The 22,563-nt window shown below is 60.5% G+C and carries 20 protein-coding genes; 15 read left to right on the forward strand and 5 right to left on the reverse strand.

What is annotated here, in order from left to right; translation table 11 throughout:
• The 4 genes from AC1Q6D_RS10895 to AC1Q6D_RS10910 form a co-directional block, all read right to left on the reverse strand.
• The gene (locus AC1Q6D_RS10895) at positions 1–1,038 is read right to left on the reverse strand and encodes an ABC transporter ATP-binding protein (RefSeq protein ID WP_103403649.1); all 1,038 of its coding nucleotides are present in this window, start codon (positions 1,036–1,038) and stop codon (positions 1–3) included.
• 232 nt (positions 1,039–1,270) lie between these two features.
• Complete coding sequence (gene ydcS / locus AC1Q6D_RS10900) at positions 1,271–2,422, reverse strand: putative ABC transporter substrate-binding protein YdcS (protein WP_103403648.1); 1,152 nt, start codon at positions 2,420–2,422, stop codon at positions 1,271–1,273.
• 144 nt (positions 2,423–2,566) lie between these two features.
• Positions 2,567–4,054 (reverse strand): gamma-aminobutyraldehyde dehydrogenase, encoded by a 1,488-nt coding sequence (locus AC1Q6D_RS10905; RefSeq protein WP_103403647.1) that lies wholly within the window; start codon positions 4,052–4,054, stop codon positions 2,567–2,569.
• Positions 4,055–4,153: 99 nt separating this feature from the next.
• Entirely contained in the window at positions 4,154–5,068 is a 915-nt protein-coding gene (locus AC1Q6D_RS10910) for a LysR family transcriptional regulator (RefSeq protein WP_047526220.1), read from the reverse strand.
• Between the two features lie 195 nt (positions 5,069–5,263).
• Here AC1Q6D_RS10910 and AC1Q6D_RS10915 point away from each other — a divergent pair, with 195 nt between their 5' ends.
• The 8 genes from AC1Q6D_RS10915 to AC1Q6D_RS10950 all read left to right on the forward strand — a co-directional run bounded on the left by AC1Q6D_RS10915 (position 5,264) and on the right by AC1Q6D_RS10950 (position 14,731).
• Positions 5,264–5,944, forward strand: a complete 681-nt coding sequence (locus AC1Q6D_RS10915; RefSeq protein ID WP_103403646.1) for a tellurite resistance TerB family protein — start codon at positions 5,264–5,266, stop codon at positions 5,942–5,944.
• Between the two features lie 320 nt (positions 5,945–6,264).
• A complete protein-coding gene (locus tag AC1Q6D_RS10920; RefSeq protein ID WP_103403645.1) occupies positions 6,265–7,887 on the forward strand; it encodes a methyl-accepting chemotaxis protein in 1,623 nt (540 codons plus the stop codon).
• Positions 7,887–8,423 (forward strand): chemotaxis protein CheW, encoded by a 537-nt coding sequence (locus AC1Q6D_RS10925; RefSeq protein WP_103403644.1) that lies wholly within the window; start codon positions 7,887–7,889, stop codon positions 8,421–8,423. Before AC1Q6D_RS10920 ends, AC1Q6D_RS10925 begins: the two co-directional genes overlap by 1 nt.
• Positions 8,420–9,703, forward strand: a complete 1,284-nt coding sequence (locus AC1Q6D_RS10930) for a CheR family methyltransferase (protein ID WP_103403643.1) — start codon at positions 8,420–8,422, stop codon at positions 9,701–9,703. Before AC1Q6D_RS10925 ends, AC1Q6D_RS10930 begins: the two co-directional genes overlap by 4 nt.
• Positions 9,700–10,383: a chemotaxis protein CheW gene (locus AC1Q6D_RS10935; RefSeq protein ID WP_103403642.1), complete on the forward strand. Its 684-nt coding sequence runs from the start codon at positions 9,700–9,702 to the stop codon at positions 10,381–10,383. The genes AC1Q6D_RS10930 and AC1Q6D_RS10935 overlap by 4 nt, the downstream gene beginning before the upstream one ends.
• Entirely contained in the window at positions 10,380–12,674 is a 2,295-nt protein-coding gene (locus AC1Q6D_RS10940; RefSeq protein ID WP_103403641.1) for a hybrid sensor histidine kinase/response regulator, read from the forward strand. The genes AC1Q6D_RS10935 and AC1Q6D_RS10940 overlap by 4 nt, the downstream gene beginning before the upstream one ends.
• Entirely contained in the window at positions 12,671–13,681 is a 1,011-nt protein-coding gene (locus tag AC1Q6D_RS10945) for a chemotaxis response regulator protein-glutamate methylesterase (protein ID WP_103403640.1), read from the forward strand. The genes AC1Q6D_RS10940 and AC1Q6D_RS10945 overlap by 4 nt, the downstream gene beginning before the upstream one ends.
• A gap of 48 nt (positions 13,682–13,729) precedes the next feature.
• Positions 13,730–14,731 (forward strand): response regulator, encoded by a 1,002-nt coding sequence (locus AC1Q6D_RS10950; protein ID WP_103403639.1) that lies wholly within the window; start codon positions 13,730–13,732, stop codon positions 14,729–14,731.
• A gap of 87 nt (positions 14,732–14,818) precedes the next feature.
• Here AC1Q6D_RS10950 and AC1Q6D_RS10955 read toward each other — a convergent pair whose 3' ends face one another.
• Positions 14,819–15,175, reverse strand: a complete 357-nt coding sequence (locus AC1Q6D_RS10955; RefSeq protein ID WP_103403638.1) for a hypothetical protein — start codon at positions 15,173–15,175, stop codon at positions 14,819–14,821.
• A 394-nt stretch (positions 15,176–15,569) separates the two neighbouring features.
• On the opposite strand from AC1Q6D_RS10955, the gene prfB reads away from it, so the two are divergent.
• The 7 genes from prfB (at position 15,570) to AC1Q6D_RS10990 (ending at position 22,512) form a co-directional block, all read left to right on the forward strand.
• A protein-coding gene (gene prfB / locus AC1Q6D_RS10960; protein WP_103403637.1) for a peptide chain release factor 2 occupies positions 15,570–16,665 on the forward strand; the annotation gives its coding sequence in 2 pieces (ribosomal slippage) (positions 15,570–15,641 and positions 15,643–16,665; 1,095 coding nt in all).
• Positions 16,666–16,778: 113 nt separating this feature from the next.
• Positions 16,779–18,281 carry a lysine--tRNA ligase gene (lysS, locus tag AC1Q6D_RS10965; protein ID WP_047526236.1) on the forward strand — a complete coding sequence of 501 codons (1,503 nt, stop codon included), beginning with the start codon at positions 16,779–16,781 and terminating at the stop codon, positions 18,279–18,281.
• Positions 18,282–18,380: 99 nt separating this feature from the next.
• The gene (locus tag AC1Q6D_RS10970; protein ID WP_167361798.1) at positions 18,381–19,097 is read left to right on the forward strand and encodes a TetR/AcrR family transcriptional regulator; all 717 of its coding nucleotides are present in this window, start codon (positions 18,381–18,383) and stop codon (positions 19,095–19,097) included.
• Between the two features lie 162 nt (positions 19,098–19,259).
• Entirely contained in the window at positions 19,260–19,814 is a 555-nt protein-coding gene (locus AC1Q6D_RS10975) for a hypothetical protein (RefSeq protein ID WP_103403636.1), read from the forward strand.
• A 34-nt stretch (positions 19,815–19,848) separates the two neighbouring features.
• On the forward strand, positions 19,849–21,126 hold the full coding sequence (locus AC1Q6D_RS10980) for a flavohemoglobin expression-modulating QEGLA motif protein (protein WP_103403635.1): 1,278 nt from the start codon (positions 19,849–19,851) through the stop codon (positions 21,124–21,126).
• Between the two features lie 145 nt (positions 21,127–21,271).
• Positions 21,272–22,186 carry an alpha/beta hydrolase gene (locus tag AC1Q6D_RS10985; RefSeq protein WP_103403634.1) on the forward strand — a complete coding sequence of 305 codons (915 nt, stop codon included), beginning with the start codon at positions 21,272–21,274 and terminating at the stop codon, positions 22,184–22,186.
• Positions 22,183–22,512: a PA3694 family proteiin gene (locus tag AC1Q6D_RS10990; RefSeq protein WP_047526246.1), complete on the forward strand. Its 330-nt coding sequence runs from the start codon at positions 22,183–22,185 to the stop codon at positions 22,510–22,512. The genes AC1Q6D_RS10985 and AC1Q6D_RS10990 overlap by 4 nt, the downstream gene beginning before the upstream one ends.
• Positions 22,513–22,563 lie beyond the last annotated feature (51 nt).

The following is a 22,563-nucleotide window of genomic DNA, read 5'->3' on the forward strand; positions in this document are numbered from 1 at the left end:
TCACACCCCGCCTGCAACGGTATCGAACAGCGGGACCATGGCTTCGCGTGCCCAGCGTGCGCGGATGCGTTGCCCGGTCTGGTGCTGGGCGCTGACGTCCAGCCACTGATTGTTGGCCTGGCTGATGTTCAGCGTCTGGCCGTTTTCCAGCTTCAGTTCATAGCGGGTGGCGCTGCCCTGGTACTGGATGTCGTGCAGCAAACCGCTGACTTCGATCTCGTGTGCGGCCAGCGGGCCTTCGGCGAAACGCACGTGTTCCGGGCGAATCGAAAACGGCTGGGGATTGCCGCTCAACTGTTTTGCCAGATCGCCGCGAATCACGTTGGAGGTGCCGACGAATTCGGCGACGAAGGTGGTCGCCGGCTTCATGTAGAGATTGCGCGGGGTGTCGACTTGTTCGATGCGACCCTTGTTGAACACAGCGACGCGATCGGACATGGACAGCGCTTCGGTCTGATCGTGGGTGACGAAGATGAAGGTGATGCCGAGCTGGCGTTGCAGCTTCTTCAGCTCACTTTGCATTTGCTCGCGCAGCTTCAGGTCAAGGGCGCCGAGGGGTTCGTCGAGCAGCAGCACGCGAGGACGGTTGACCAGGGCGCGGGCCAGGGCCACACGCTGGCGTTGGCCACCGGAGAGCTGCACCGGCTTGCGCTCGCCATAGCCGCCGAGGGCGACCATGTCGAGGGCTTCTTCGGCGCGTTTGAGGCGTTCGCCCTTGCCGACGCCTTTGACCTTCAAGCCGTAGGCGACGTTGTCGCGAACGTTCATGTGCGGGAACAGCGCGTAATCCTGGAACACGGTGTTCACGTCACGCTGGTACGGCGGGAGCCCGGCGGCTTCCTCGCCATGAATACGGATAGAGCCCGCGCTCGGTTGTTCGAAACCGGCGATCAGGCGCAGACAGGTGGTTTTGCCCGAGCCGGAAGGCCCCAGCATGGAGAAGAACTCGCCGTCCTGGATGTCGATGGAAACCCGGTCAACGGCTTTCACTTCGCCGAACTGACGGGAAACGTTGGTGAACTGGACTGCAAGCGTCATGGTGCGGTGCTCCAAAAAGGCGCGGGCCGTCGCAGCGGCCCTGCCTGGACTTCTGAAAAAACGAGTAACGGTCAACTACAGCCGGCTGCCTTGCTCGGCAGTGGCAACAGAGGTAATCAACTGTGGGAGCTGGCTTGCCAGCGATGGCGCCAGCACAGTCAATAGGGTGTTGCCTGACGCTCCGCCATCGCGGGCAAGCCCGCTCCCACAGGGATCAACTTCACTTCAAGAATTAGCGGCCGCCCATGATCGCGATGTAGTCCTGGGTCCAGCGGCTGTACGGCACGAATTTGCCACCTTCAGCCTGCGGGGTTTTCCAGAAGGCGATCTTGTCGAACTGGTCGAAACCGTTGGTTTTGCAGCCTTCGGCGCCGAGCAGTTCGCTCTCCTTGCACGCCGCAGGCACCGCTGGCAACGAACCGAACCATGCCGCCACGTCACCCTGGACTTTTGGTTGCAGCGACCAGTCCATCCACTTGTAGGCGCAGTTCGGGTGTTTGGCCTCGGTATGCATCATGGTGGTGTCGGCCCAACCGGTGGCGCCTTCTTTAGGGATGGTCGACGCGATCGGTTGTTTCTCGTTCACCAGACCGTTGACTTGATACGGCCAGGCACCGGACGCGACCACGCCTTCGTTCTTGAAGTCGCTCATTTGTACGGTGGTGTCGTGCCAGTAGCGGTGAATCAGCGGCTGCTGGGCGCGCAACAGATCGAGCACCGCCTTGTATTGCGCTTCGGTCAGTTCATAGGGGTTCTGGATGCCCAGTTCCGGTTGGGTGCTTTTGAGGTACAGCGCCGCATCGGCGATGTAGATCGGGCCGTCATAGGCCTGCACGCGGCCCTTGTTCGGTTTGCCGTCCGGCAGGTTTTCTGCATTGAACACCACGCCCCAGCTGTCGGGGGCGGTCTTGAAGACGTTGGTGTTGTACATCAGCACGTTCGGACCCCATTGATACGGGGTGCCGTAGGTCTGCTTGTTGACCACGTACCACGGCGCATCTTTCAGGCGCGGGTCGATGTTCTTCCAGTTCGGGATCAACGAGGTGTTGATCGGCTGAACACGCTTGCCGACGATCAGGCGCAGCGAGGCGTCGCCGGACGCGGTGACCAGGTCGTAACCACCCTTGGCCATCAGGCTGACCATCTCGTCGGACGTCGCGGCGGTCTTCACGTTGACCTTGCAGCCGGTTTCCTTCTCGAAACCCGTCACCCAGTCGTAGGCCTTGTCACTTTCGCCACGTTCGATGTAGCCAGGCCAGGCCACGATATCCAATTGGCCTTCGCCGGCCCCGACAGCTTTCAGCGGCTCTGCGGCCTGGACACTGGCACTGGCCAGCAGCGCGGTGGTGATTGCACTGAGCAGTGCGGTCTTGTGCACGAACATGGGAAATCCCTCTTTTTCAAATTATGGTCGGGGCAGTGGGTTCGGTAATGCGTACTGCTAATTGTTGTTGTTAGCGTAGCTGCAAGTTTCAAGCGTCAAGCTGCAAGAAAAACGCAGGCCTGCACCTGAGGTGCAGCGTGCGGCTCAAAACTCCCGGCCATGCCGGGCCATGATGTGCCGCACCACGCTGTAGTCCTGGAGCGAATCGCTGGACAGGTCCTTGCCGTAGCCGGAACGCTTCAGGCCACCATGGGGCATCTCGCTGACCAGCATGAAATGGCTGTTGATCCAGGTGCAGCCGTACTGCAATCGCGCGGCGACCTGCATCGCCTTGTCGAGGTTCTGGGTCCAGACCGACGACGCCAGGCCGTATTCCGAATCGTTGGCCCAATCCACCGCTTGCTCCAGCTCATCGAAGCGGGTCACGGTGACCACCGGCCCGAACACTTCGCGCTGAACGATTTCGTCGCCCTGTTTGCAGCCGGCCAGCAGGGTCGGCTGGTAATAGAAGCCGGCGCCGGAATGCACAGCGGCACCGGTTACCCGTTCGATGTGCGGTTGACTGAGGGCGCGTTCGACGAAACTGGCCACGCGGTCGCGTTGGCGAGTGCTGATCAGCGGGCCGAGTTCGTTGTCGGCATCGCGTTTGCCGGCAAAGCGCAGGCTGCTGACCGCCGCGCCGAGTTCGGCCACCAGGCGATCGTGAATCCCTTTCTGCGCGTAAATCCGGCAGGCGGCGGTGCAGTCTTGGCCAGCGTTGTAGTAGCCGTAGGCGCGCACTCCGTCGACCACCGCCTGAATGTCGGCATCGTTGCAGACGATCACCGGCGCCTTGCCACCGAGTTCGAGGTGGGTACGCTTGAGGGTTTTTGCTGCGGCCTGGAGGATTTTTTGCCCGGTGACGATATCGCCGGTCAGCGACACCATGCGCACTTTCGGGTGGCTGACTAAATGGCTGCCGACGCCTTCACCGCCACCGCAGATGATGTTGATCACGCCGCGCGGCAGAATCTCGGCCAGCGCTGGCGCCAGGGCCAGGATCGACAGCGGCGTGTGTTCGGACGGTTTGAACACCAGCGTGTTACCGGCGGCCAGGGCGGGGGCGATTTTCCAGGCGGCCATCATGATCGGGTAGTTCCACGGCGCAATGGACGCCACGACCCCGATGGGATCGCGCCGCACCATGCTGGTGTAGCCCGGCAGGTATTCGCCGCTGAGTTGTCCGGTCTGGCAGCGCACGGCACCGGCGAAGAAACGGAACACGTCGACCGTCGCGCTCAAGTCATCCTGGCGGGCCAGGTGCAACGGTTTGCCGCAGTTCAGGGATTCGAGGCGAGCGAGCAGGTCGGCGTGTTTTTCAATGGCGTTGGCGATGTCCAGCAACAGGTTCGAGCGCTGCTGCGGAGTGGTCCGCGACCAACTGGCGAAGGCGCGGTGGGCGGCGAGGATGGCGGCTTCGACTTGTTCGGTGCTGGCTTCGGCGATTTGCGTCAGGACTTCGCCTGTGGCCGGGTTGAGAATCGGCTCGGCAACGCCCTGGCCCGCGACCAATTCGCCATCGATCAACAAGGCGGTAAACAACGGGGTCTGCGCGCCAGCCATTTTTCGGATTCTCTTTTCTTGTGTGGCCATGCTGCTCCCTGTGACTGGGGCCGGCCGTCTTATAGATGAAGCAAGACTAGTGCGCGGACCCGAGGTCGACAAATACTAAATACTGAAGGTGGCGTTCGATTAAATAGATGGCTTGCGTCCGCCGTGGGGTTGCTCGCGGGCGACGGTCAGGAACGGGTCCACCAGCGCCGGTCGCGCCGTACCCCGTCGCCACGCGAGGCCGACGTCGAGGGTCTGGCTGAGGTCGGCAATCGGCCGCGCTTCGATGATGTCGCCTTCCAGCGACCATGGGCGGTAGGTCATGTCAGGCTGAATGGATACGCCCAGGCCCGCGGCTACCAGGCTTCGCACGGCTTCGGTCGAGGCGCTGCGCAAGGTGATGCGCGGTTGCAGCGAGGCTGCCGACCACATGCGTTGGGCGTTGTGGTCCATTTCATCGACGTTCAGTTGAATCAAGGGTTCGCGGGCGACATCGGCCAGGTTGATGCTGTCGTGCTCCAGAAGCGGATGCTGGGCCGGTAGCCAGAGCCGATGGGGTGAATGGGTCAGCACCTCGGTTTGCAGGGCGTGGCGGTCTTCGAGGTTGGAAAGAATCAGTACGCCGACATCAATCTCGCCGCTGACCAGCAAATGTTCGATGTACGGGCGTTCGTCTTCCATCACGCGGATTTCGACGTTGGGGTAGGCGCGCTGGAAGCGGGTGAGCAAGTCCGCCAGGTAATAACCGGCCACCAGGCTGGTCACCCCGATGATCAACTGCCCGGCGACCTGGTCGGTGCTTTGTTGCAGGCTGCGTTTGGCGTTGTCCACGGTGGCCAGGATCAGGTGTGCCTGGCGCAGGAATTGATGGCCCTGGTGGGTCAGGGTCATGCCTTTGGCGTGACGGCTGAACAGGCTGACGCCGATTTCCTCCTCCAACTGCTGGATGGCCAGGGTCAGGGTGGACTGGGAAATGAAGGCAGCTTGTGCGGCGGCGGAGATCGAGCCGGTCTCGGCCACGGCGATGAAATGGCGGATCTGACGCAAGGTCATCATGGGAAGCGTACCCGGTGAGCGGTTTTTATCGATTTGTCCGAGTGTATATCTAAAAAACCGAAACTTACTGCATGCTTCAAGCTTCAGTGACAGCAGCAGGGCAACATCTGGAAGCACTCTCCCTGGCAGCCGTCGGGCACTTTCGAACTAGGCTGGGGCCTCAAAATCCGGTTACACCTTTTTTGGAGGCGGAAAATGAATACCCGTGGATTGCTCGATCAGCTACTCAAATCTGGCCAGGACTTGTTGCAGAACAAGGCAGGCGGCGCGCAGAACAAGGCTTCCGGTGGCTTGGGCGGGCTGCTTTCGGGCGCTGGCGGCGGTGCGCTGGCCGCAGGCGCCATGGGGTTGCTGCTGGGTAGCAAGAAAGCCCGCAAAGTCGGAGGCAAGGTGGCTGTGTACGGTGGTCTCGCGGCGCTGGGCGTACTGGCTTATAAGGCATATGGCAACTGGCAGGCTGGGCAGGGCACGGCACCGAAACGTGAACCGCAAACCCTCGACCGTTTACCGACGGCGCAAGTCGAGCAGCACAGCCAGGCGATTCTCAAGGCCCTGGTGGCGGCGGCCAAGGCCGACGGTCATATCGACGAGCGCGAACGCGAGTTGATCGAAGGTGAGTTCACCAGGCTGGACAACGATCAGGCGCTTGCGCACTGGTTGCACGCCGAACTCAACAAACCCCTGGACCCGGCCGATGTGGCCCGCGCCGCCAGCACCCCGGAAATGGCCGCCGAGATGTACATCGCCAGTGTGATGCTGGTGGATGAGGAGAGCTTCATGGAGAAGTCCTATCTCGATGAACTGGCGCGACAGCTCAAGCTTGAGCCGGGGTTGAAGGCGGAATTGGAGAAACAGGTTCGCCAGGCTTCGATGTAGACCTTCCACAGGTATTCGCAGGCAAGCCAGCGCCTGCAGAAGTGACGTGGTTGGGGCCGTTGAGGTTTTCCCGGACCTGTAGGCGCGGGCATGCTGGCGAAGCCAATTCAGTAACGACGACTTCACTCATGGCCGAATCACGGCCCCTTTCTACCGAAACGCCACTGGTCAGTTTCCTGAGCAATGGCGGAAAGTCCCGGTCCAGAGCGAGTCCTGCCTTTTATGCCGAGATGTGAGGTGGTGCACAAGCGTCTTATAAATGAAACACCGCCCTCGGCTATACTCCCCCAGCATTTGAAAATGGCCCCTGAGGACTGATTGTGAAGAACTGGACGTTGCGCCAACGCATTTTGGCGAGTTTTGCGGTAATTATCGCCATCATGCTGTTGATGGTCGTCGTCTCTTATTCACGGTTGTTGAAGATCGAGGACAGCGAAGCCAGCGTGCGTGATGACGCTTTGCCCGGGGTCTATTTCAGCTCGATGATTCGCAGCGCCTGGGTCGACACCTACCTTCAGACACAGGAAATGCTCTTTTTGAAAGAAGGGCAGGGCGTCAGCGCCGAAGATGCCGCCGATTTCAAGGTTTTCGAGACGCGCCTGCAGGAGCAGCTAGCCAACTATCGCGGCACCGTCACCACGGAGGAAGACAAAATTGAATTTGCGGCCTTTGAACAAAGGCACGAAGAGTTCAACCGAATCCATGCCGCCGTCCTCGATTTGCACAAGCGCAACCAGGAAGCTGAAGCCATCAAGTTGTTCAACGAGCAACTGACCCCGGCCTGGACGGCAGGCCGCATGAAACTCAATGACATCATCAGAGAAAACAAGGCGGTGGCGGACAAGGACATGGCGGCCATCGATGACGCGGTGGTCACGGCAAAAATCAGCATGGGCGTCTCTCTGCTGGTCGCCATACTGGCTGCCGGTCTCTGCGGTCTGCTGTTGATGCGCGCGATCATGGCGCCGATGAACCGCATCGTCAGCATCCTTGAAGTGATGCGCACCGGTGACCTCAGCAATCGCCTGAACCTGGAGCGCAAGGACGAATTTGGCGCGGTGGAAACCGGCTTCAACGACATGATGAGCGAACTGACCTCGCTGGTGTCCCAGGCCCAGCGCTCGTCGGTGCAGGTCACCACGTCAGTCACCGAGATCGCCGCCACGTCCAAGCAACAACAGGCCACCGCCACCGAAACCGCTGCCACCACCACCGAAATCGGCGCGACCTCCCGTGAAATCGCCGCCACGTCCCGTGACCTGGTGCGTACCATGACCGAGGTCTCCAGCGCTGCCGATCAGGCCTCGGTGGCCGCCGGTTCCGGGCAGCAGGGGCTGGCGCGCATGGAGGAAACCATGCATTCGGTGATGGGCGCGGCCGATCTGGTCAACGCCAAACTGGCGATCCTCAACGAGAAGGCCGGCAACATCAATCAGGTGGTGGTCACCATCGTCAAGGTCGCCGACCAGACCAACCTGCTGTCGCTCAACGCGGCGATCGAAGCCGAGAAGGCCGGGGAATACGGCCGCGGTTTCGCCGTGGTGGCCACCGAGGTACGGCGTCTGGCGGACCAGACCGCTGTCGCCACCTATGACATCGAGCAAATGGTGCGCGAGATTCAGTCGGCGGTATCGGCCGGTGTGATGGGCATGGACAAATTCTCCGAGGAAGTGCGCCGCGGCATGTCCGAAGTGCAGCAGGTCGGCGAGCAGCTGTCGCAAATCATCCATCAGGTTCAGGCACTGGCGCCGCGCGTGTTGATGGTCAATGAGGGCATGCAGGCCCAGGCCACCGGCGCCGAGCAGATCAACCACGCCCTGGTGCAATTGGGCGATGCCAGCAGTCAGACCGTTGAATCCCTGCGCCAGGCCAGTTTCGCCATCGACGAGCTGAGTCAGGTGGCCGTAGGGCTGCGTAGCGGCGTCTCGCGATTCAAAGTCTGATGAGCGAACTCACGGCCAAACGCACTGCCGTGAAGCAGGCGTTGCATGCGTTGTTTCTGGTATTCCGCATCGGCAGCGAGCGCTATGCCTTGCAAGCCACCGAAGTCGCGGAGGTGCTGGCGCGCCAGCCCTTGAAGCCGATTGCCCACGCGCCGCACTGGGTCGCCGGGGTTTTCGCCTATCGTGGCGCGGTGGTGCCGGTGATCGACCTGTGCGCCCTGACGTTTGGCACGCCAGCCCAGGCTCGAACCAGCACTCGGCTGGTGCTGGTTCATTACCGCGCGGATGAAGGCGCAGAGATGAAATTGCTCGGCTTGATTCTGGAACAGGCCACCGACACTTTGCGATGCAATCCGACGGATTTTCAGCCCTACGGCCTCGACAATCGCCGGGCCCCTTACCTGGGGCCTGTGCGGGAAGATGCGCAAGGTTTGCTGCAATGGGTGCGGGTCGCCGACTTGCTGGACGATCAGGTGCGCGCGCTGCTGTTCCCGTCGCCACCGCTGGACCTGGCGCTGCTTGAGGAGCGGCCATGAGCGGCGACCCGCGGTTTTTCGATTTCCTCAAGGAGCGCATCGGCCTCGATGTGTCCTCCGTGGGGCCCGCCATCATCGAGCGTGCCGTTCGCCAGCGCAGCACCATGTCCAATGCGTTCAGCGCCGACGAATACTGGCGAATCCTGCAGGGTTCACGAGATGAACAGCAGGCGCTGATCGAAGCGGTGATCGTTCCTGAAACCTGGTTTTTCCGTTACCCGGAATCCTTTGCCACCCTGGCGAAACTGGCGAGCAAACGTCTGGCCGAGATCAACAATCTGCGGGCACTGCGGATTCTCAGCCTGCCATGCTCAACCGGTGAAGAGCCGTACTCGATTGCCATGGCGCTGCTGGACGCCGGGTTCCAGCCGCACCAGTTCAAGGTCGAAGGCATGGACGTCAGCCCGCTGTCGGTGGAAAAGGCCCGGCGTGCGCTGTATGGCAAGAATTCGTTTCGCGGTCAGGATATCGCCTTCCGCGACCGGCATTTCACGGCGCAGAACGACGGTTTTCGCCTCAGTGACCGGGTGCTGGACCAGGTTCGCCTGCAGGTCGGCAACGTGCTCGATCCGGCGTTGCTCGTCAACGAGCCTCCTTACGACTTCGTGTTCTGCCGCAATCTGTTGATCTATTTCGATCAGGCAACGCAACAGCAGGTGTTCGAAGTCCTCAAGCGTCTGACCCACGTCGACGGTGTGCTGTTTATCGGCCCGGCCGAAGGTGGCCTGCTGGGGCGTTTCGGCATGCGCTCCATCGGCATTCCACAGTCCTTTGCCTTCAGTCGTCACAAGGCTTTGGAACCTGAACCGGCGCTGGCCTTTGTTCCAGCATCATTGCCTGCGCCATTGCCCGTGCCGCGACCGGTGCGCAACGTGGTGCCTGCGCCCATGAACAGGCGCCCGTTCGCGCCTGTAGCGCCAGAAACCCCTGTGGCCAAAAAAGCCGGCGTCGATGTGGTCACGTTGTTGGCGAACATCGCCTCGCTGGCCAACGAAGGCAAGAGTGCCGAAGCCCGTGCCGCGTGCGAAAGTTACCTGCGCAGTCATGAGCCGGTGGCCCAGGTGTTTTACTGGCTCGGGTTGCTCAGCGATGTGGCGGGCAATGTCCTGGAAGCCCAGGGCTTTTATCGCAAGGCGTTGTACCTCGAACCGCAACATCCCGCCGCGTTGTTGCAGCTGGCAGCCTTGCTGCAATCCCAGGGCGACACCGTGGGGGCCAGACGATTGCAGGAGCGCGCCGCCCGCAGCGAGCGCACCGCTGACCGTGAGCGTAAACGATGATCGCCTCCGACACCTTTAGCGTCACCCATGAAGATGCCCAGGCCATCGATGATTGCTGGAACCGCATCGGTATCCATGGCGACAAGTCCTGCCCGCTGCTGAGCGAACACATTCATTGCCGCAATTGCGCCGTGTATTCGACCGCCGCCACGCGCCTGCTGGATCGTTATGCGCTGCAGCAGGATGACCGCGTGCAGGTGTCCAATACCGTGGAGAGTGAGGTGAAAACCCGCTCGCTATTAATGTTTCGCCTCGGCGAAGAATGGTTGGGCCTGGCCACCCGCAGTTTGGTGGAAGTCGCGCCGTTGCAAGCGATTCACTCGTTGCCGCACCAGCGCTCCGGCGCCTTGCTCGGCGTGGCGAACGTGCGCGGTGCGCTGGTGGCGTGCCTCTCGCTGGTCGAATTGTTGGGGCTCGATGGCATCAGCAACGTCGCCTCCGGCACACGGGTCATGCCGCGCATGTTGATCATCGCTGCCCATGGCGGGCCGGTGGTGGTGCCGGTGGATGAAGTGGACGGCATTCATGCCATCGACGAGCAGATCCTCGATGCCGCGTCGCGCTCCGGCACTCAGGCCAGTGCCAAATACACTCGCGGCGTGTTGCAATTCAAAGGTCGCAGCCTGCGTTGGCTGGATGAAGAGCAGCTATTGTCCGCCGTGACCCGGAGCCTCACATGACCCCCGAGCAGATGCGCGACACCTCTCTGCTGGAACTGTTCAGCCTGGAAGCCGAGGCCCAGACCCAAGTGCTGAGTGCGGGGCTGCTGGCCCTGGAGCGCAATCCCACCCAGGCCGATCAACTCGAGTCGTGCATGCGCGCGGCGCACTCGCTCAAGGGGGCGGCACGTATCGTCGGCGTGGATGCAGGCGTCAGCGTTGCCCATGTCATGGAAGATTGCCTGGTCAGCGCCCAGGAATGCCGCCTGCTGCTGCGACCCGAACACATCGACGCGTTGCTGCAAGGCACCGATTTGCTGATGCGCATCGCGACGCCGAACAATGCTCCGCTGCCGGAAGATATCGAGGCCTATGTTGCCTTGATGGGGGGCCTGCTCGATCCGGCTGCGGCTGCGGCTGCGGCCGTTCCGGTCTCGGCCCCCGCCGCGCCGTTGATAGCGGAACTCCAGCTAGAACCGCCGCTGACCTGGCTCGAAGAGCCGGCACCTGTCGTAGAGCCGCTGCCCGAAGCGCCGAAAAAGACCCGGCGCACCACCGAGAACGGTGAGCGCGTGCTGCGGGTCACGGCCGAACGCCTGAACAGCCTGCTCGATCTGTCGAGCAAATCCCTGGTGGAAACCCTGCGCCTCAAACCGCACCTGGCCACCATGCAGCGTCTCAAGCGCATGCAGAACAATGGCCTGCGCGCTCTGGAAAACCTCAACGTCCATCTCAAGGAGCACGCGCTGAGCCTCGAGGCCCAGGAAGCCCTCGAAGATGCACGGCGACTGTTGGCGGAGTCCCAGCAATTGCTGGTGGAAAAAAACGCCGAGCTGGATGAGTTCGTCTGGCAGGCCAGTCAACGCGCGCAGGTGTTGTACGATACCGCGCTGGCCTGTCGCATGCGTCCGTTCGCCGATGTCTTGAGCGGTCAGGTGCGGATGGTCCGCGACCTTGGTCGCAGTCTCGGAAAACAGGTGCGCCTGGAAATCGAGGGTGAGAAGACCCAGGTTGACCGCGACGTGTTGGAAAAACTCGAAGCGCCGCTGACGCACCTGCTGCGCAATGCGGTCGATCACGGTATCGAAACCCCTGAGCAACGGCTGTTGGCGGGCAAACCGGCAGAGGGCCTGATCCGGTTGCGCGCGTCCCATCAGGCGGGCTTGCTGGTGCTGGAACTGAGCGATGACGGCAACGGCGTCGATCTTGAGAAGGTTCGACGCAGCATCGTCGAACGCCAGTTGTCCCCGGCGCAAACCGCTGCCCAACTCAGCGAAGAGGAACTGCTGACCTTCCTGTTCCTGCCGGGTTTCAGCCTGCGCGACACGGTCACTGAAGTCTCCGGGCGGGGTGTCGGCCTGGACGCGGTGCAGCATATGGTCCGCCAGTTGCGTGGCGCCGTGGTGCTGGAACAGGCGGCGGGCGAGGGCAGTCGCTTCCATCTCGAAGTGCCGCTGACCCTGTCGGTGGTGCGCAGCCTGGTGGTGGAAGTGGGCGGCGAGGCCTATGCCTTTCCCCTGGCCCACATCGAACGCATGTGCGATCTGGAGGCGGCTGACATTGTGCAGGTCGAGGGGCGTCAGCATTTTTGGTACGAGGGCCGGCATGTCGGCCTGGTGGCGGCCAGTCAGCTGTTGCAGCGTCCGGTCAATCAAGGCCACCAGCCGACCCTGAAGGTGGTGGTGATCCGCGAGCGCGATACGATCTACGGCGTGGCGGTTGAGCGCTTTATCGGCGAGCGGACCCTGGTGGTGTTGCCGCTGGATGAGCGTTTGGGCAAGGTCCAGGACATTTCTGCCGGGGCTTTGCTCGACGATGGATCGGTGGTGCTGATCGTCGACGTGGAAGACATGCTGCGCTCGGTGGACAAACTGCTCAATACCGGGCGCCTGGAGCGCATTGCCCGACATGGCGACCAGGCCGTCGAGGTGGCCCGCAAGCGGATTCTGGTGGTCGACGACTCCCTGACCGTGCGTGAGCTGCAGCGCAAGTTGTTGCTTAATCGGGGCTATGACGTGGCCGTGGCGGTCGACGGCATGGACGGCTGGAATGCGCTGCGTTCAGAGGATTTCGATCTGCTGATTACCGACATTGACATGCCGCGCATGGACGGCATCGAGCTGGTGACTTTGTTGCGCCGGGACAATCGATTGCAATCGTTGCCGGTGATGGTGGTGTCCTACAAGGATCGTGAAGAGGATCGTCGCCGTGGACTGGACGCTGGAGCCGACTATTATCTAGCCAAAGCCAGTTTTCATGACGACGCCCTGCTCGATGCAGTGGTTGAGCTCATAGGAGGAGCGCGGGCATGAAAATCGCCATCGTCAACGACATGCCCATGGCCGTGGAAGCGCTGCGCCGGGCGCTGGCCTTCGAGCCGGCGCACCAGGTGATCTGGGTGGCCGCCAACGGCGAGGAAGCTGTGCAAAAGGCTGCCGGGCAGACGCCGGACCTGATTTTGATGGACCTGATCATGCCGGTGATGGACGGGGTCGAAGCCACCCGCCGGATCATGGCCGAGACGCCGTGTGCCATTGTCATCGTGACCGTGGATCGCCAGCAGAACGTGCACCGGGTGTTCGAAGCCATGGGCCATGGGGCGCTGGATGTGGTCGATACTCCGGCCCTTGGTGCCGGTAACGCCCAGGAAGCGGCGGCGCCCTTGCTGCGCAAGATCATGAACATCGGCTGGCTGATCGGCGATAAACGCGCTCGGGAACGTCCGGCGCCAAGTCCGGCGCGCAGTTCTGCCTCGGCCAAGCGGCTGATCGCCATCGGCTCTTCAGCGGGCGGACCGGCGGCGCTCGAAGTCTTGCTCAAAGGCCTGCCGAAGGATTTTTCCGCCGCCATCGTGCTGGTGCAACACGTCGACCAGGTGTTCGCCGCCGGCATGGCCGAATGGCTCGGCAGCGCCAGTGGGCTCAAGGTGCGCCTGGCCATGGAAGGCGATACGCCGCAAAGCGGCACGGTGCTGCTGGCCGGCACCAATCACCATATTCGTTTGTTGAAAAACGGCACGCTGGCTTACACCGCCGAGCCGGTCAACGAAATCTATCGGCCCTCTATCGATGTGTTTTTCGAGAGTGTGGCCAACTACTGGAACGGCGATGCGGTGGGCGTGTTGCTCACCGGCATGGGGCGTGATGGTGCACAGGGGCTTAAACTCATGCGCCAACAGGGCTACTTGACCATCGCTCAGGACCAACAAAGCAGCGCGGTGTATGGCATGCCGAAGGCGGCCGCGGCCATCGACGCCGCTGTTGAAATCCGTCCGCTGGAAAAGATAGCGCCACGATTGCTGGAGATTTTCCCCAAATGACGACTTTTCGCAGCAATCCTGGCCCAAGCAGTATTCAGGTGAACGCAGATGAATGATTTACAGCTCGACGACTTCAAGACTGACGAAAACGCCGCCATGGTGTTGTTGGTGGATGATCAGGCAATGATCGGCGAGGCGGTGCGACGCGGGTTGTCGAACGAAGAAAACATCGACTTCCATTTCTGCGCCGACCCGCATCAGGCGATTGCCCATGCGGTTCGCATCAAGCCGACCGTGATCCTTCAGGACCTGGTCATGCCCGGTCTTGACGGCTTGAGTCTGGTGCGCGAATACCGCAATCATCCGGCGACCAAGGACATCCCGATCATCGTCCTGTCGACCAAGGAAGACCCGTTGATCAAGAGCGCCGCGTTCGCGGCCGGGGCCAACGATTACCTGGTCAAGCTGCCGGACAACATCGAGCTGGTCGCGCGCATTCGCTATCACTCGCGTTCCTACATGACCCTGTTGCAACGGGACGCGGCCTATCGTGCCTTGCGCGTCAGTCAGCAGCAGTTGCTCGACACCAACCTGGTGCTGCAACGCCTGATGAACTCCGACGGCCTGACCGGTCTGTCGAACCGTCGGCATTTCGATGAATACATAGAGCTTGAATGGCGCCGCTCCCTGCGCGAGCAGAGCCAAATGTCACTGCTGATGATCGACGTGGATTACTTCAAGACCTTCAATGACACCTTCGGCCACCTGGAAGGCGACGAGGCCTTGCGCAAGGTGGCCGCGGCGATCCGCGATGCCAGTGCCCGGCCTTCGGACCTGCCGGCCCGTTACGGCGGCGAAGAATTCGCCCTGGTCCTGCCCAACACCTCACCGGGCGGTGCACGGCTGGTGGCGGAGAAACTGCGCATGACCGTGCAAGCCCTGAAGATCCCGCACATCTCCCCGAGCGAAGGCTCAAGCCTGACCATCAGCATCGGCCTGTCGACCATCACCCCGACAGCAGGCAGCAATTGCCGCGAATTGATTTCGGCGGCGGACAAGGGGCTGTATCTGGCGAAGAACAATGGGCGTAATCAGGTGGGGATTGGGTAATAGCGCGAATGTTAGATCGCTCTGGATGACTGATAAGTTTGTTTTTATGGAAAAAGATAAACCTATCAGTTTTTCAATGAAAATTGATCATAGTGCTACCGCTGAAACTAATCCGGCAGCTCCAAGTAAAAAACCTATGGTCGCACCGCGGCCGGGCAGTTCCTTTAACATCACATAAATGACAATGGGCTCCAATATAAGGAGTAGCGTCAGGGATGCGACCGTCACCACCCATATATTTCCGCTGCCTTGATATCCAAGCCAATAAGCAAAAATAAGGCTTACACCTGCAATGCTCATGAGCACAATAGGTTTGAGAAACATCATCGGCGTGTCGATTGGGTGGCCAGGCAGCTTTGAAGCATAGACTTCACTATAGATCGTCAAGATTTCCCCGAAGATCATAAGTGCCAAAGACGATATCAGGTAGGCATGGGTTTTCATGATCAATCTATGTTGTGAATGGAGTAAGTGTTTCGCAAAAGAACGGACTTCGCGGATTGGCCCGTTTTTTTTCTACTGTAGTTATAGGGGGCGGGAGAGTGGCAGGCAATTGATTAATAGGTAGGAAAGTTCCGGTTTTTTTGCCGATGCTTCCTACAGTGTTTGTCGAGAAAATGCCTTCTGGCAAAAAATGTCACGGTGAGAGCTGACGGTACGCCAGTAGGTTTTCGTCCGGCCCCATGTTCAGAGGTTCAAGCCAGGCTATGCGCGCTTGGCCAGGCGTGTTCTGAATTCACCTGATTTTGCCACTCGGCCGCCAAGCGGACTGCCGTTTCCGGCCGTTTGCCGTTATACTCGCCGGCTTTCAAAAGTTCGCCAACGAGTGCTGCCCGCCATGGAAATCAACCCGATCCTTAACACCATCAAGGACCTGTCCGAGCGCTCCGAAACCATTCGGGGGTATCTTTGACTACGATCAAAAGCATGAGCGTCTGACCGAGGTCAATCGCGAGCTTGAAGATCCGAATGTCTGGAATAAACCTGAGTACGCCCAGGAACTGGGCCGCGAGCGCTCTGCGCTGGCTCAGATCGTCGAAACCCTGGACGAACTGAACGCTGGTCTGGCCGATTGCCGCGACCTGCTGGACATGGCCGTCGAAGAAAACGACGAAGGCGCGGTCGGCGATGTTGTCGCCGAGCTGGCCCGTCTCGAGGAAAACCTCGCCAAGCTTGAATTCCGCCGCATGTTCAGCCATGAAATGGACCCGAACAACGCCTACCTGGACATCCAGGCCGGCTCCGGCGGTACCGAAGCCCAGGACTGGGCCAACATCCTGTTGCGCATGTACCTGCGCTGGGCCGACAAACGCGGTTTCGACGCGACCATCATGGAGTTGTCCGCCGGTGAAGTCGCCGGGATCAAGGGTGCTACCGTGCACATCAAGGGCGAATACGCCTTTGGCTGGCTGCGTACCGAGATCGGCGTACACCGCCTGGTGCGCAAGAGCCCGTTCGACTCCGGCAACCGTCGTCACACATCGTTCTCTGCGGTGTTCGTTTCCCCCGAGATCGATGACAAGGTGGAAATCGAGATCAACCCGGCGGACCTGCGGATCGATACCTATCGTTCCTCCGGTGCCGGTGGTCAGCACGTAAACACCACCGATTCGGCCGTACGTATCACCCACGTACCGACCAACACCGTGGTCAGCTGCCAGAACGAACGTTCCCAGCACGCCAACAAGGACACCGCCATGAAAATGCTGCGGGCCAAGTTGTACGAGCAGGAAATGCAGAAACGCAACGCGGCCTCCCAGGCCCTGGAAGACACCAAGTCCGATATCGGCTGGGGTCACCAGATTCGTTCGTATGTGCTGGATGCCTCGCGGATCAAGGATCTGCGCACCAACATCGAACGCAGCGACTGCGACAAGGTGCTCGATGGCGACATCGACGAATACCTGGAAGCCAGCCTGAAATCCGGGCTGTAAAAGACGTAAACACAGGATCGGCTGAATTAACGCGATCCCTGTAGGAGCCAGCCTGCTGGCGATCCCCGGCCGCAGGCCGGGGGCAACGAACCCGTGATGGAATATCTAAAGACATGAGCGACCTAGAACTCGACCCGCAAGCCCTGCAACAGGAAGAAAACTCCCTGATCGCCCTGCGCAAGGAAAAGCTGGCTGCCGAGCGCGCCAAGGGCAATGCCTTCCCGAACGACTTCCGCCGCGAAAACTACTGCAATGACTTGCAGAAACAATACGCGGACAAGACCAAGGAAGAGCTGGCAGAGGCTGCGATCCCGGTCAAGGTTGCCGGTCGCATCATGCTCAACCGTGGCTCGTTCATGGTGATCCAGGACATGACCGGTCGCATCCAGGTCTACGTCAACCGCAAGACCCTGTCCGAAGAAACCCTGGCCGCGGTGAAAACCTGGGACATGGGCGACATCATTGCCGCCGAAGGCACCCTGGCTCGTTCCGGCAAGGGCGACCTGTACGTTGAAATGACCAGCGTGCGCCTGCTGACCAAATCCCTGCGCCCGCTGCCGGACAAGCACCACGGCCTGACCGACACCGAGCAACGCTACCGTCAGCGTTACGTTGACCTGATCGTCAACGAAGACGTGCGCCAGACTTTCCGCGTGCGTTCGCAAGTCATCGCCCACATCCGCAGCTTCCTGATGAAGCGTGACTTCCTGGAAGTGGAAACGCCGATGCTGCAAACCATTCCGGGCGGCGCGGCAGCCAAGCCGTTCGAAACCCACCACAACGCGCTGGACATGGAAATGTTCCTGCGTATCGCGCCTGAGCTGTACCTCAAGCGTCTGGTGGTCGGTGGTTTTGAAAAAGTGTTCGAGATCAACCGCAACTTCCGTAACGAAGGCGTTTCGACTCGTCACAACCCTGAATTCACCATGTTGGAGTTCTATCAGGCCTACGCCGACTACGAAGACAACATGGACCTGACCGAAGAACTGTTCCGTGAACTGGCGCAGCTGGTTCTGGGCAGCACCGACGTGCCGTACGGCGACAAGGTGTTCCACTTCGGCGAGCCGTTCGTGCGTCTGTCGGTGTTCGACTCGATCCTCAAGTACAACCCTGAGCTGACCGCTGACGACCTGAACGACATCGACAAGGCCCGCGACATCGCCAAGAAGGCCGGCGCCAAGGTGCTGGGCTTCGAAGGTCTGGGCAAGCTGCAGGTGATGATTTTCGAAGAGCTGGTCGAGCACAAGCTGGAACAGCCGCACTTCATCACCCAGTACCCGTTCGAAGTGTCGCCGCTGGCTCGTCGTAACGACGAAAACCCGAACGTCACCGACCGTTTCGAGCTGTTCATTGGCGGCCGTGAAATCGCCAACGCCTACTCCGAGTTGAACGACGCGGAAGACCAGGCCGAGCGTTTCATGGCGCAGGTGGCCGACAAGGACGCCGGCGACGATGAAGCCATGCATTTCGACGCCGACTTCGTTCGCGCGCTGGAATACGGCATGCCGCCAACGGCGGGTGAAGGTATCGGCATCGACCGTCTGGTGATGCTGCTGACCAACTCCCCGTCGATCCGCGACGTGATCCTGTTCCCGCACATGCGGCCGCAAGCGTAAGTGTTTTAACTAAAAAACCGCCTCTTCAGGCGGTTTTTTATTGCCTGTCTGGTACAAACGTATCAGTTTGTTGCTTTCATCTGAGAGGAAAGACCTGTCGTGAATCGTGCAATGGCTCAAGAAGGTGCAGCGGGTATCGCCACTGCGGTCGCTGAAAGTGTTCAGTACCAGGGCCGCAAGGCCAGCCGGCAGGGCAGCGAGCAGCGTCGACAGGACATTCTCGATGCGGCGATGCGCATTGTCGTGCGCGATGGCGTGCGGGCCGTGCGCCACCGCGCTGTGGCCGCCGAGGCCAATGTGCCGTTGTCGGCGACCACTTACTACTTCAAGGATATCGATGACCTGCTCACCGATACCTTCGCCCAATACGTGGAGCGCAGCGCGGCCTATATGGCCAAGTTGTGGGTGAATAACGAAGGCCTGCTGCGCGAAATGGTCGACAGCGGCGATGGCAGCCCGCAGGCCCGTTCCAGGCTGGCGGACGATATCGCACGGCTGATGGCGGATTATGTGCACCGGCAACTGGTCACCCGTCGCGAACATCTGATGGCCGAGCAGGCGTTCCGCCAGGAAGCGCTGCTGAACCCGCGCCTGGCCGAGTTGGTGCGCTCGCACCAACAGATTCTCCTGCAGGGCTCCTGCCAGCTGTTTCAGGTATTGGGTTCCCGTGAGCCGCAACAGGATGCCAAAGTGTTGACGGCGATAATCGGACGGATGGAATATCAGGGCCTGCTCAACGACGCCGAACCGGTGGCCGAAGAGGAAATGCTCGGCATCCTGACGCGTTATATGCATCTGGTGCTGGCGTCGGCGTAGATCCTGTTGATGCTTTTTGACCCTGTGGGAGCGTGCTTGCTCGTGATGTCGGCTTAACATTCAGCACCTGTGTTGCCTGACACGCCTTCATCGCGAGCAAACTCGTTGCCATCAGGTACGGTGTCCACTTGAGGCCGGCGGTGTGTTCATAGGGAGTGTCGAATGAAAGCCTGGCGTGTCGTCGTGATCGCCTTGTCGTTCCTGCTGCTCAGTGGCTGCCTGGTGACCTTCAAGGAGCCGCTGCCCACGAACGAGCCCGCGCCCAAAGGATTGCTCGGCAAATGGACCAGCACCAACGCCTGGGGTGAGCCGCTGAATCTGGAGTTGACGCGCGTCGGTGAAAATCAGTATCAGGCGGTCAGCTACTTTCGCGCCAAGCCCAAGGAGCGCGAAGCCTATCCTTTCACGGTGTCGCGACATGGCAATCGCTGGTATCTGTCGGCGAAAGTGCCCGCGCAGTTCGGCGGGCATTTCACGATTGCCGGCTTCGAACTGACCGACAAACATGAACTGGTGGTCTACAACCTCGACCTCGAGCAGATCAACCAGGCATTGCAGCAAAAGGCCCTGAGCGGCGATGGCTTTCAAACGATCGAAGGCGATGGCGTGTTGATCAACAGCAACATGGGCCAGGTGTCCGCTTACCTCGACGACCCGGCCAACTCCGATGTGTTCGTCGAAGTGGTGCGTTATCAGCGTCAGGCCAAGGCCAAATAAACCCAGCACACAACGCATTCAACAGGAGTTTCGGGTGGACGATTACCAGCAGTCGATACGCATTTTGTCCGATCGCATTGTGCTGGCGCAGACGCCGATCCGCGTCCTCGATGCGGTCAAGTGGGACGACAACATCCGCCAGCGTTTCCTCAAGGCCAAGGGCAAGGAATTGCCAGCGGTGGACCGCGACTATTACCTGAATCGGCCGCTGTCCTTCGACTCCAGCAAAGTGAAGCTGGAGTTCCAGAACATTGAGCGCGACATCACCCGCCAGCTCGGCCAGTTCAACCCGGTCGGCCAGATCATGCGGCGCATGTGCAAGGAATACCGGATGGTGGTGCGCATGCTCGAAGCGCGCGGCACCGAGGATTTCGGCCTGATTTCCCAAGAGTTGTACGGTGCCGCGTCCGACGCGTTCCACGCCGGTGACCCGACGCTGTCCGACCTGGGGCTGATGCTCTCCGATTACCTGAACAACATCGATGGCCGTGGCGACCTCAAGGATGAACCGAAGACGCTGACGGCCAAGGATGCGGTGGAAATGCTGCAGCATCGCTTGAACAAGGTGTTCGGTGAGGCCGAGGAGACCATCCGGGTGTTCGAGTCCGACGGGATCGTCGCCGATGCGGCGGCCGGTGCCGACTACATCAAGATCCGCGCCGACGCGATGTTCAACCAGCGTGATGTGCGCGCCCTGGAAGTCCATGAAGGGCTGGTGCACGTCGGCACCACGCTCAATGGCCTGAACCAGCCGATCTGCACTTTCCTGGCCAAGGGCCCGCCCTCGTCGACGGTGACCCAGGAAGGCCTGGCGATCCTGATGGAAATCATCACCTTCGCGTCCTATCCGAGTCGCCTGCGAAAACTGACCAACCGTACCCGCGCCATTCATATGGTGGAGGAGGGTGCCGACTTCCTGCAGGTGTTCGAGTTCTTCCGCGAGCAGGGTTTCGAAATGGCGGAAAGCTACAGCAACACCAGTCGCGTTTTCCGGGGCTCGGTGCCGACAGGTCTGCCATTTACCAAAGACTTGTCCTACCTCAAGGGCTTCATCATGATTTACAACTACATTCAGTTGGCCGTGCGCAAAGGCAAACTGGAGCAGATCCCGTTGCTGTTTTGCGGCAAGACCACGCTGGAAGACATGCGCACCCTGCGGCAGTTGGTGGATGAAGGGCTGGTGGTACCGCCCAAGTACTTGCCGGAGCAGTTCCGCGACATGAATGCGTTGTCGGCGTGGATGTGCTTCTCCAACTTCCTCAATCACCTGAGCCTGGACCGGATCGAGGCGGATTACTCCAACATCCTGTAGCGGCAAGCCATGGACCATTGTGGGAGCGAGCCTGCTTGCGATAGCGGTTTTACATTCAACATTAATGTTGCCTGATGCACCGCCATCGCGAGCAGGCTCGCTCCCACAGGGTTCGGCCTTCTTCTTTTTTGCGAGGTTTCAACGGATGAGAATCCTCGGCGTCATCTGCCTTCTCCTGGCCTTGAGCGGTTGCAGTTCGCTGCTGTTCTACCCTGAACCCGGCCAGTTGTTCACCCCGGAAAAAGCCGGGCTCGAATACCGTGACGTCACCCTGACCACGGCCGACGGCCTGCGCCTGCACGCCTGGTGGTTGCCGGCCAAGCAGGGTGTCGAGGTCAAGGGCACGGTGTTGCACCTGCACGGCAATGGCGGAAACCTGCCCATGCACCTGGGTGGCAGCTATTGGTTGCCGGAGCATGGTTACCAAGTGTTGCTGGTGGACTATCGCGGTTACGGCCTGTCCGAAGGCGAGCCAAGCCTGCCGGCGATCTACCAGGACATCGACGCCGCATTCAAATGGCTTGACCAGGCCCCGGAGGTCAAGGGCAAGCCGTTGATCCTCCTCGGTCAGAGCCTCGGCGGTTCGATGGCGGTCCATTACCTCGTGCAACACCCCGAGCGGCAGAAACAACTCAAGGCGTTTGTGCTCGATGGCGTGCCCGCCAGTTATCGCAGTGTCGGTCAGTTTGCCCTGAGCCACTCATGGCTGACCTGGGCGTTTCAGGTTCCGTTGTCGTGGCTGGTGCCGGACGGCGACAGTGCGATCAACTCCATGGCGCAGCTCAATGGCGTGCCGAAATTGATCTACCACAGCATCGACGATCCGATCGTGCCTCTTTCCAACGGCATCCGTCTGTATCAAGCTGCGCCGCCGCCGCGGGTGCTGCAACTGACCCGTGGCGGTCATGTGCAGACGTTCGCCGACCCGGTCTGGCGCAAAGTCATGCTGCGTTATCTTGACGATCCACAGCATTTCAACGGTTTGCGCCGCCTGGGTGAAATCCCCAATTACCCGGCGCCCGAACATTCTGAAGATGAACCACCAGAGAGTCCGCAATGAGTGAAGAACGTAACGCCATCCCGCTGATCATCACCGGTATTTGCAGCATCCTCGGCACTGTCGGTGCCCTGTGGTGGTACGGCTACCTGCACTTCGCCAAGCCTGAAGATGCGTTGCTGCTCAACGAATTCACCATGCTCAAGACCGTGCCGGGTGAGGACTACAAAGTCTCTCTGGAACCGGCCGCCCAGGTGGCGCAGTGCATCGATGGCGTGCTGGTGCTGTTCGACACGGAGCAGAAAGGCCTGACCGGGGTGCTGATCGACAGCAAGAAAAAAGCCGTGCGTTGCATGGGCCAGGAAACGCCGCAGAAGCTGCAACCCTGAATGGAAATCAAATGTGGGAGTCAGTCTGCTGGCGATCGCGATGGAACACTC

This window comes from Pseudomonas sp. MT92 (assembly GCF_058792515.1).

What these genes read in the sequence shown, in the direction of transcription:
- AC1Q6D_RS10895 (WP_103403649.1), bottom strand. Translation starts at nt 1,038, where the DNA reads ATGACGCTTGCAGTCCAGTTCACCAACGTTTCCCGTCAGTTCGGCGAA.
- ydcS (WP_103403648.1), bottom strand. Translation starts at nt 2,422, where the DNA reads ATGTTCGTGCACAAGACCGCACTGCTCAGTGCAATCACCACCGCGCTG.
- AC1Q6D_RS10905 (WP_103403647.1), bottom strand. Translation starts at nt 4,054, where the DNA reads ATGGCCACACAAGAAAAGAGAATCCGAAAAATGGCTGGCGCGCAGACC.
- AC1Q6D_RS10910 (WP_047526220.1), bottom strand. Translation starts at nt 5,068, where the DNA reads ATGATGACCTTGCGTCAGATCCGCCATTTCATCGCCGTGGCCGAGACC.
- AC1Q6D_RS10915 (WP_103403646.1), top strand. Translation starts at nt 5,264, where the DNA reads ATGAATACCCGTGGATTGCTCGATCAGCTACTCAAATCTGGCCAGGAC.
- AC1Q6D_RS10925 (WP_103403644.1), top strand. Translation starts at nt 7,887, where the DNA reads ATGAGCGAACTCACGGCCAAACGCACTGCCGTGAAGCAGGCGTTGCAT.
- AC1Q6D_RS10930 (WP_103403643.1), top strand. Translation starts at nt 8,420, where the DNA reads ATGAGCGGCGACCCGCGGTTTTTCGATTTCCTCAAGGAGCGCATCGGC.
- AC1Q6D_RS10935 (WP_103403642.1), top strand. Translation starts at nt 9,700, where the DNA reads ATGATCGCCTCCGACACCTTTAGCGTCACCCATGAAGATGCCCAGGCC.
- AC1Q6D_RS10940 (WP_103403641.1), top strand. Translation starts at nt 10,380, where the DNA reads ATGACCCCCGAGCAGATGCGCGACACCTCTCTGCTGGAACTGTTCAGC.
- AC1Q6D_RS10945 (WP_103403640.1), top strand. Translation starts at nt 12,671, where the DNA reads ATGAAAATCGCCATCGTCAACGACATGCCCATGGCCGTGGAAGCGCTG.
- AC1Q6D_RS10950 (WP_103403639.1), top strand. Translation starts at nt 13,730, where the DNA reads ATGAATGATTTACAGCTCGACGACTTCAAGACTGACGAAAACGCCGCC.
- AC1Q6D_RS10955 (WP_103403638.1), bottom strand. Translation starts at nt 15,175, where the DNA reads ATGAAAACCCATGCCTACCTGATATCGTCTTTGGCACTTATGATCTTC.
- lysS (WP_047526236.1), top strand. Translation starts at nt 16,779, where the DNA reads ATGAGCGACCTAGAACTCGACCCGCAAGCCCTGCAACAGGAAGAAAAC.
- AC1Q6D_RS10975 (WP_103403636.1), top strand. Translation starts at nt 19,260, where the DNA reads ATGAAAGCCTGGCGTGTCGTCGTGATCGCCTTGTCGTTCCTGCTGCTC.
- AC1Q6D_RS10985 (WP_103403634.1), top strand. Translation starts at nt 21,272, where the DNA reads ATGAGAATCCTCGGCGTCATCTGCCTTCTCCTGGCCTTGAGCGGTTGC.
- AC1Q6D_RS10990 (WP_047526246.1), top strand. Translation starts at nt 22,183, where the DNA reads ATGAGTGAAGAACGTAACGCCATCCCGCTGATCATCACCGGTATTTGC.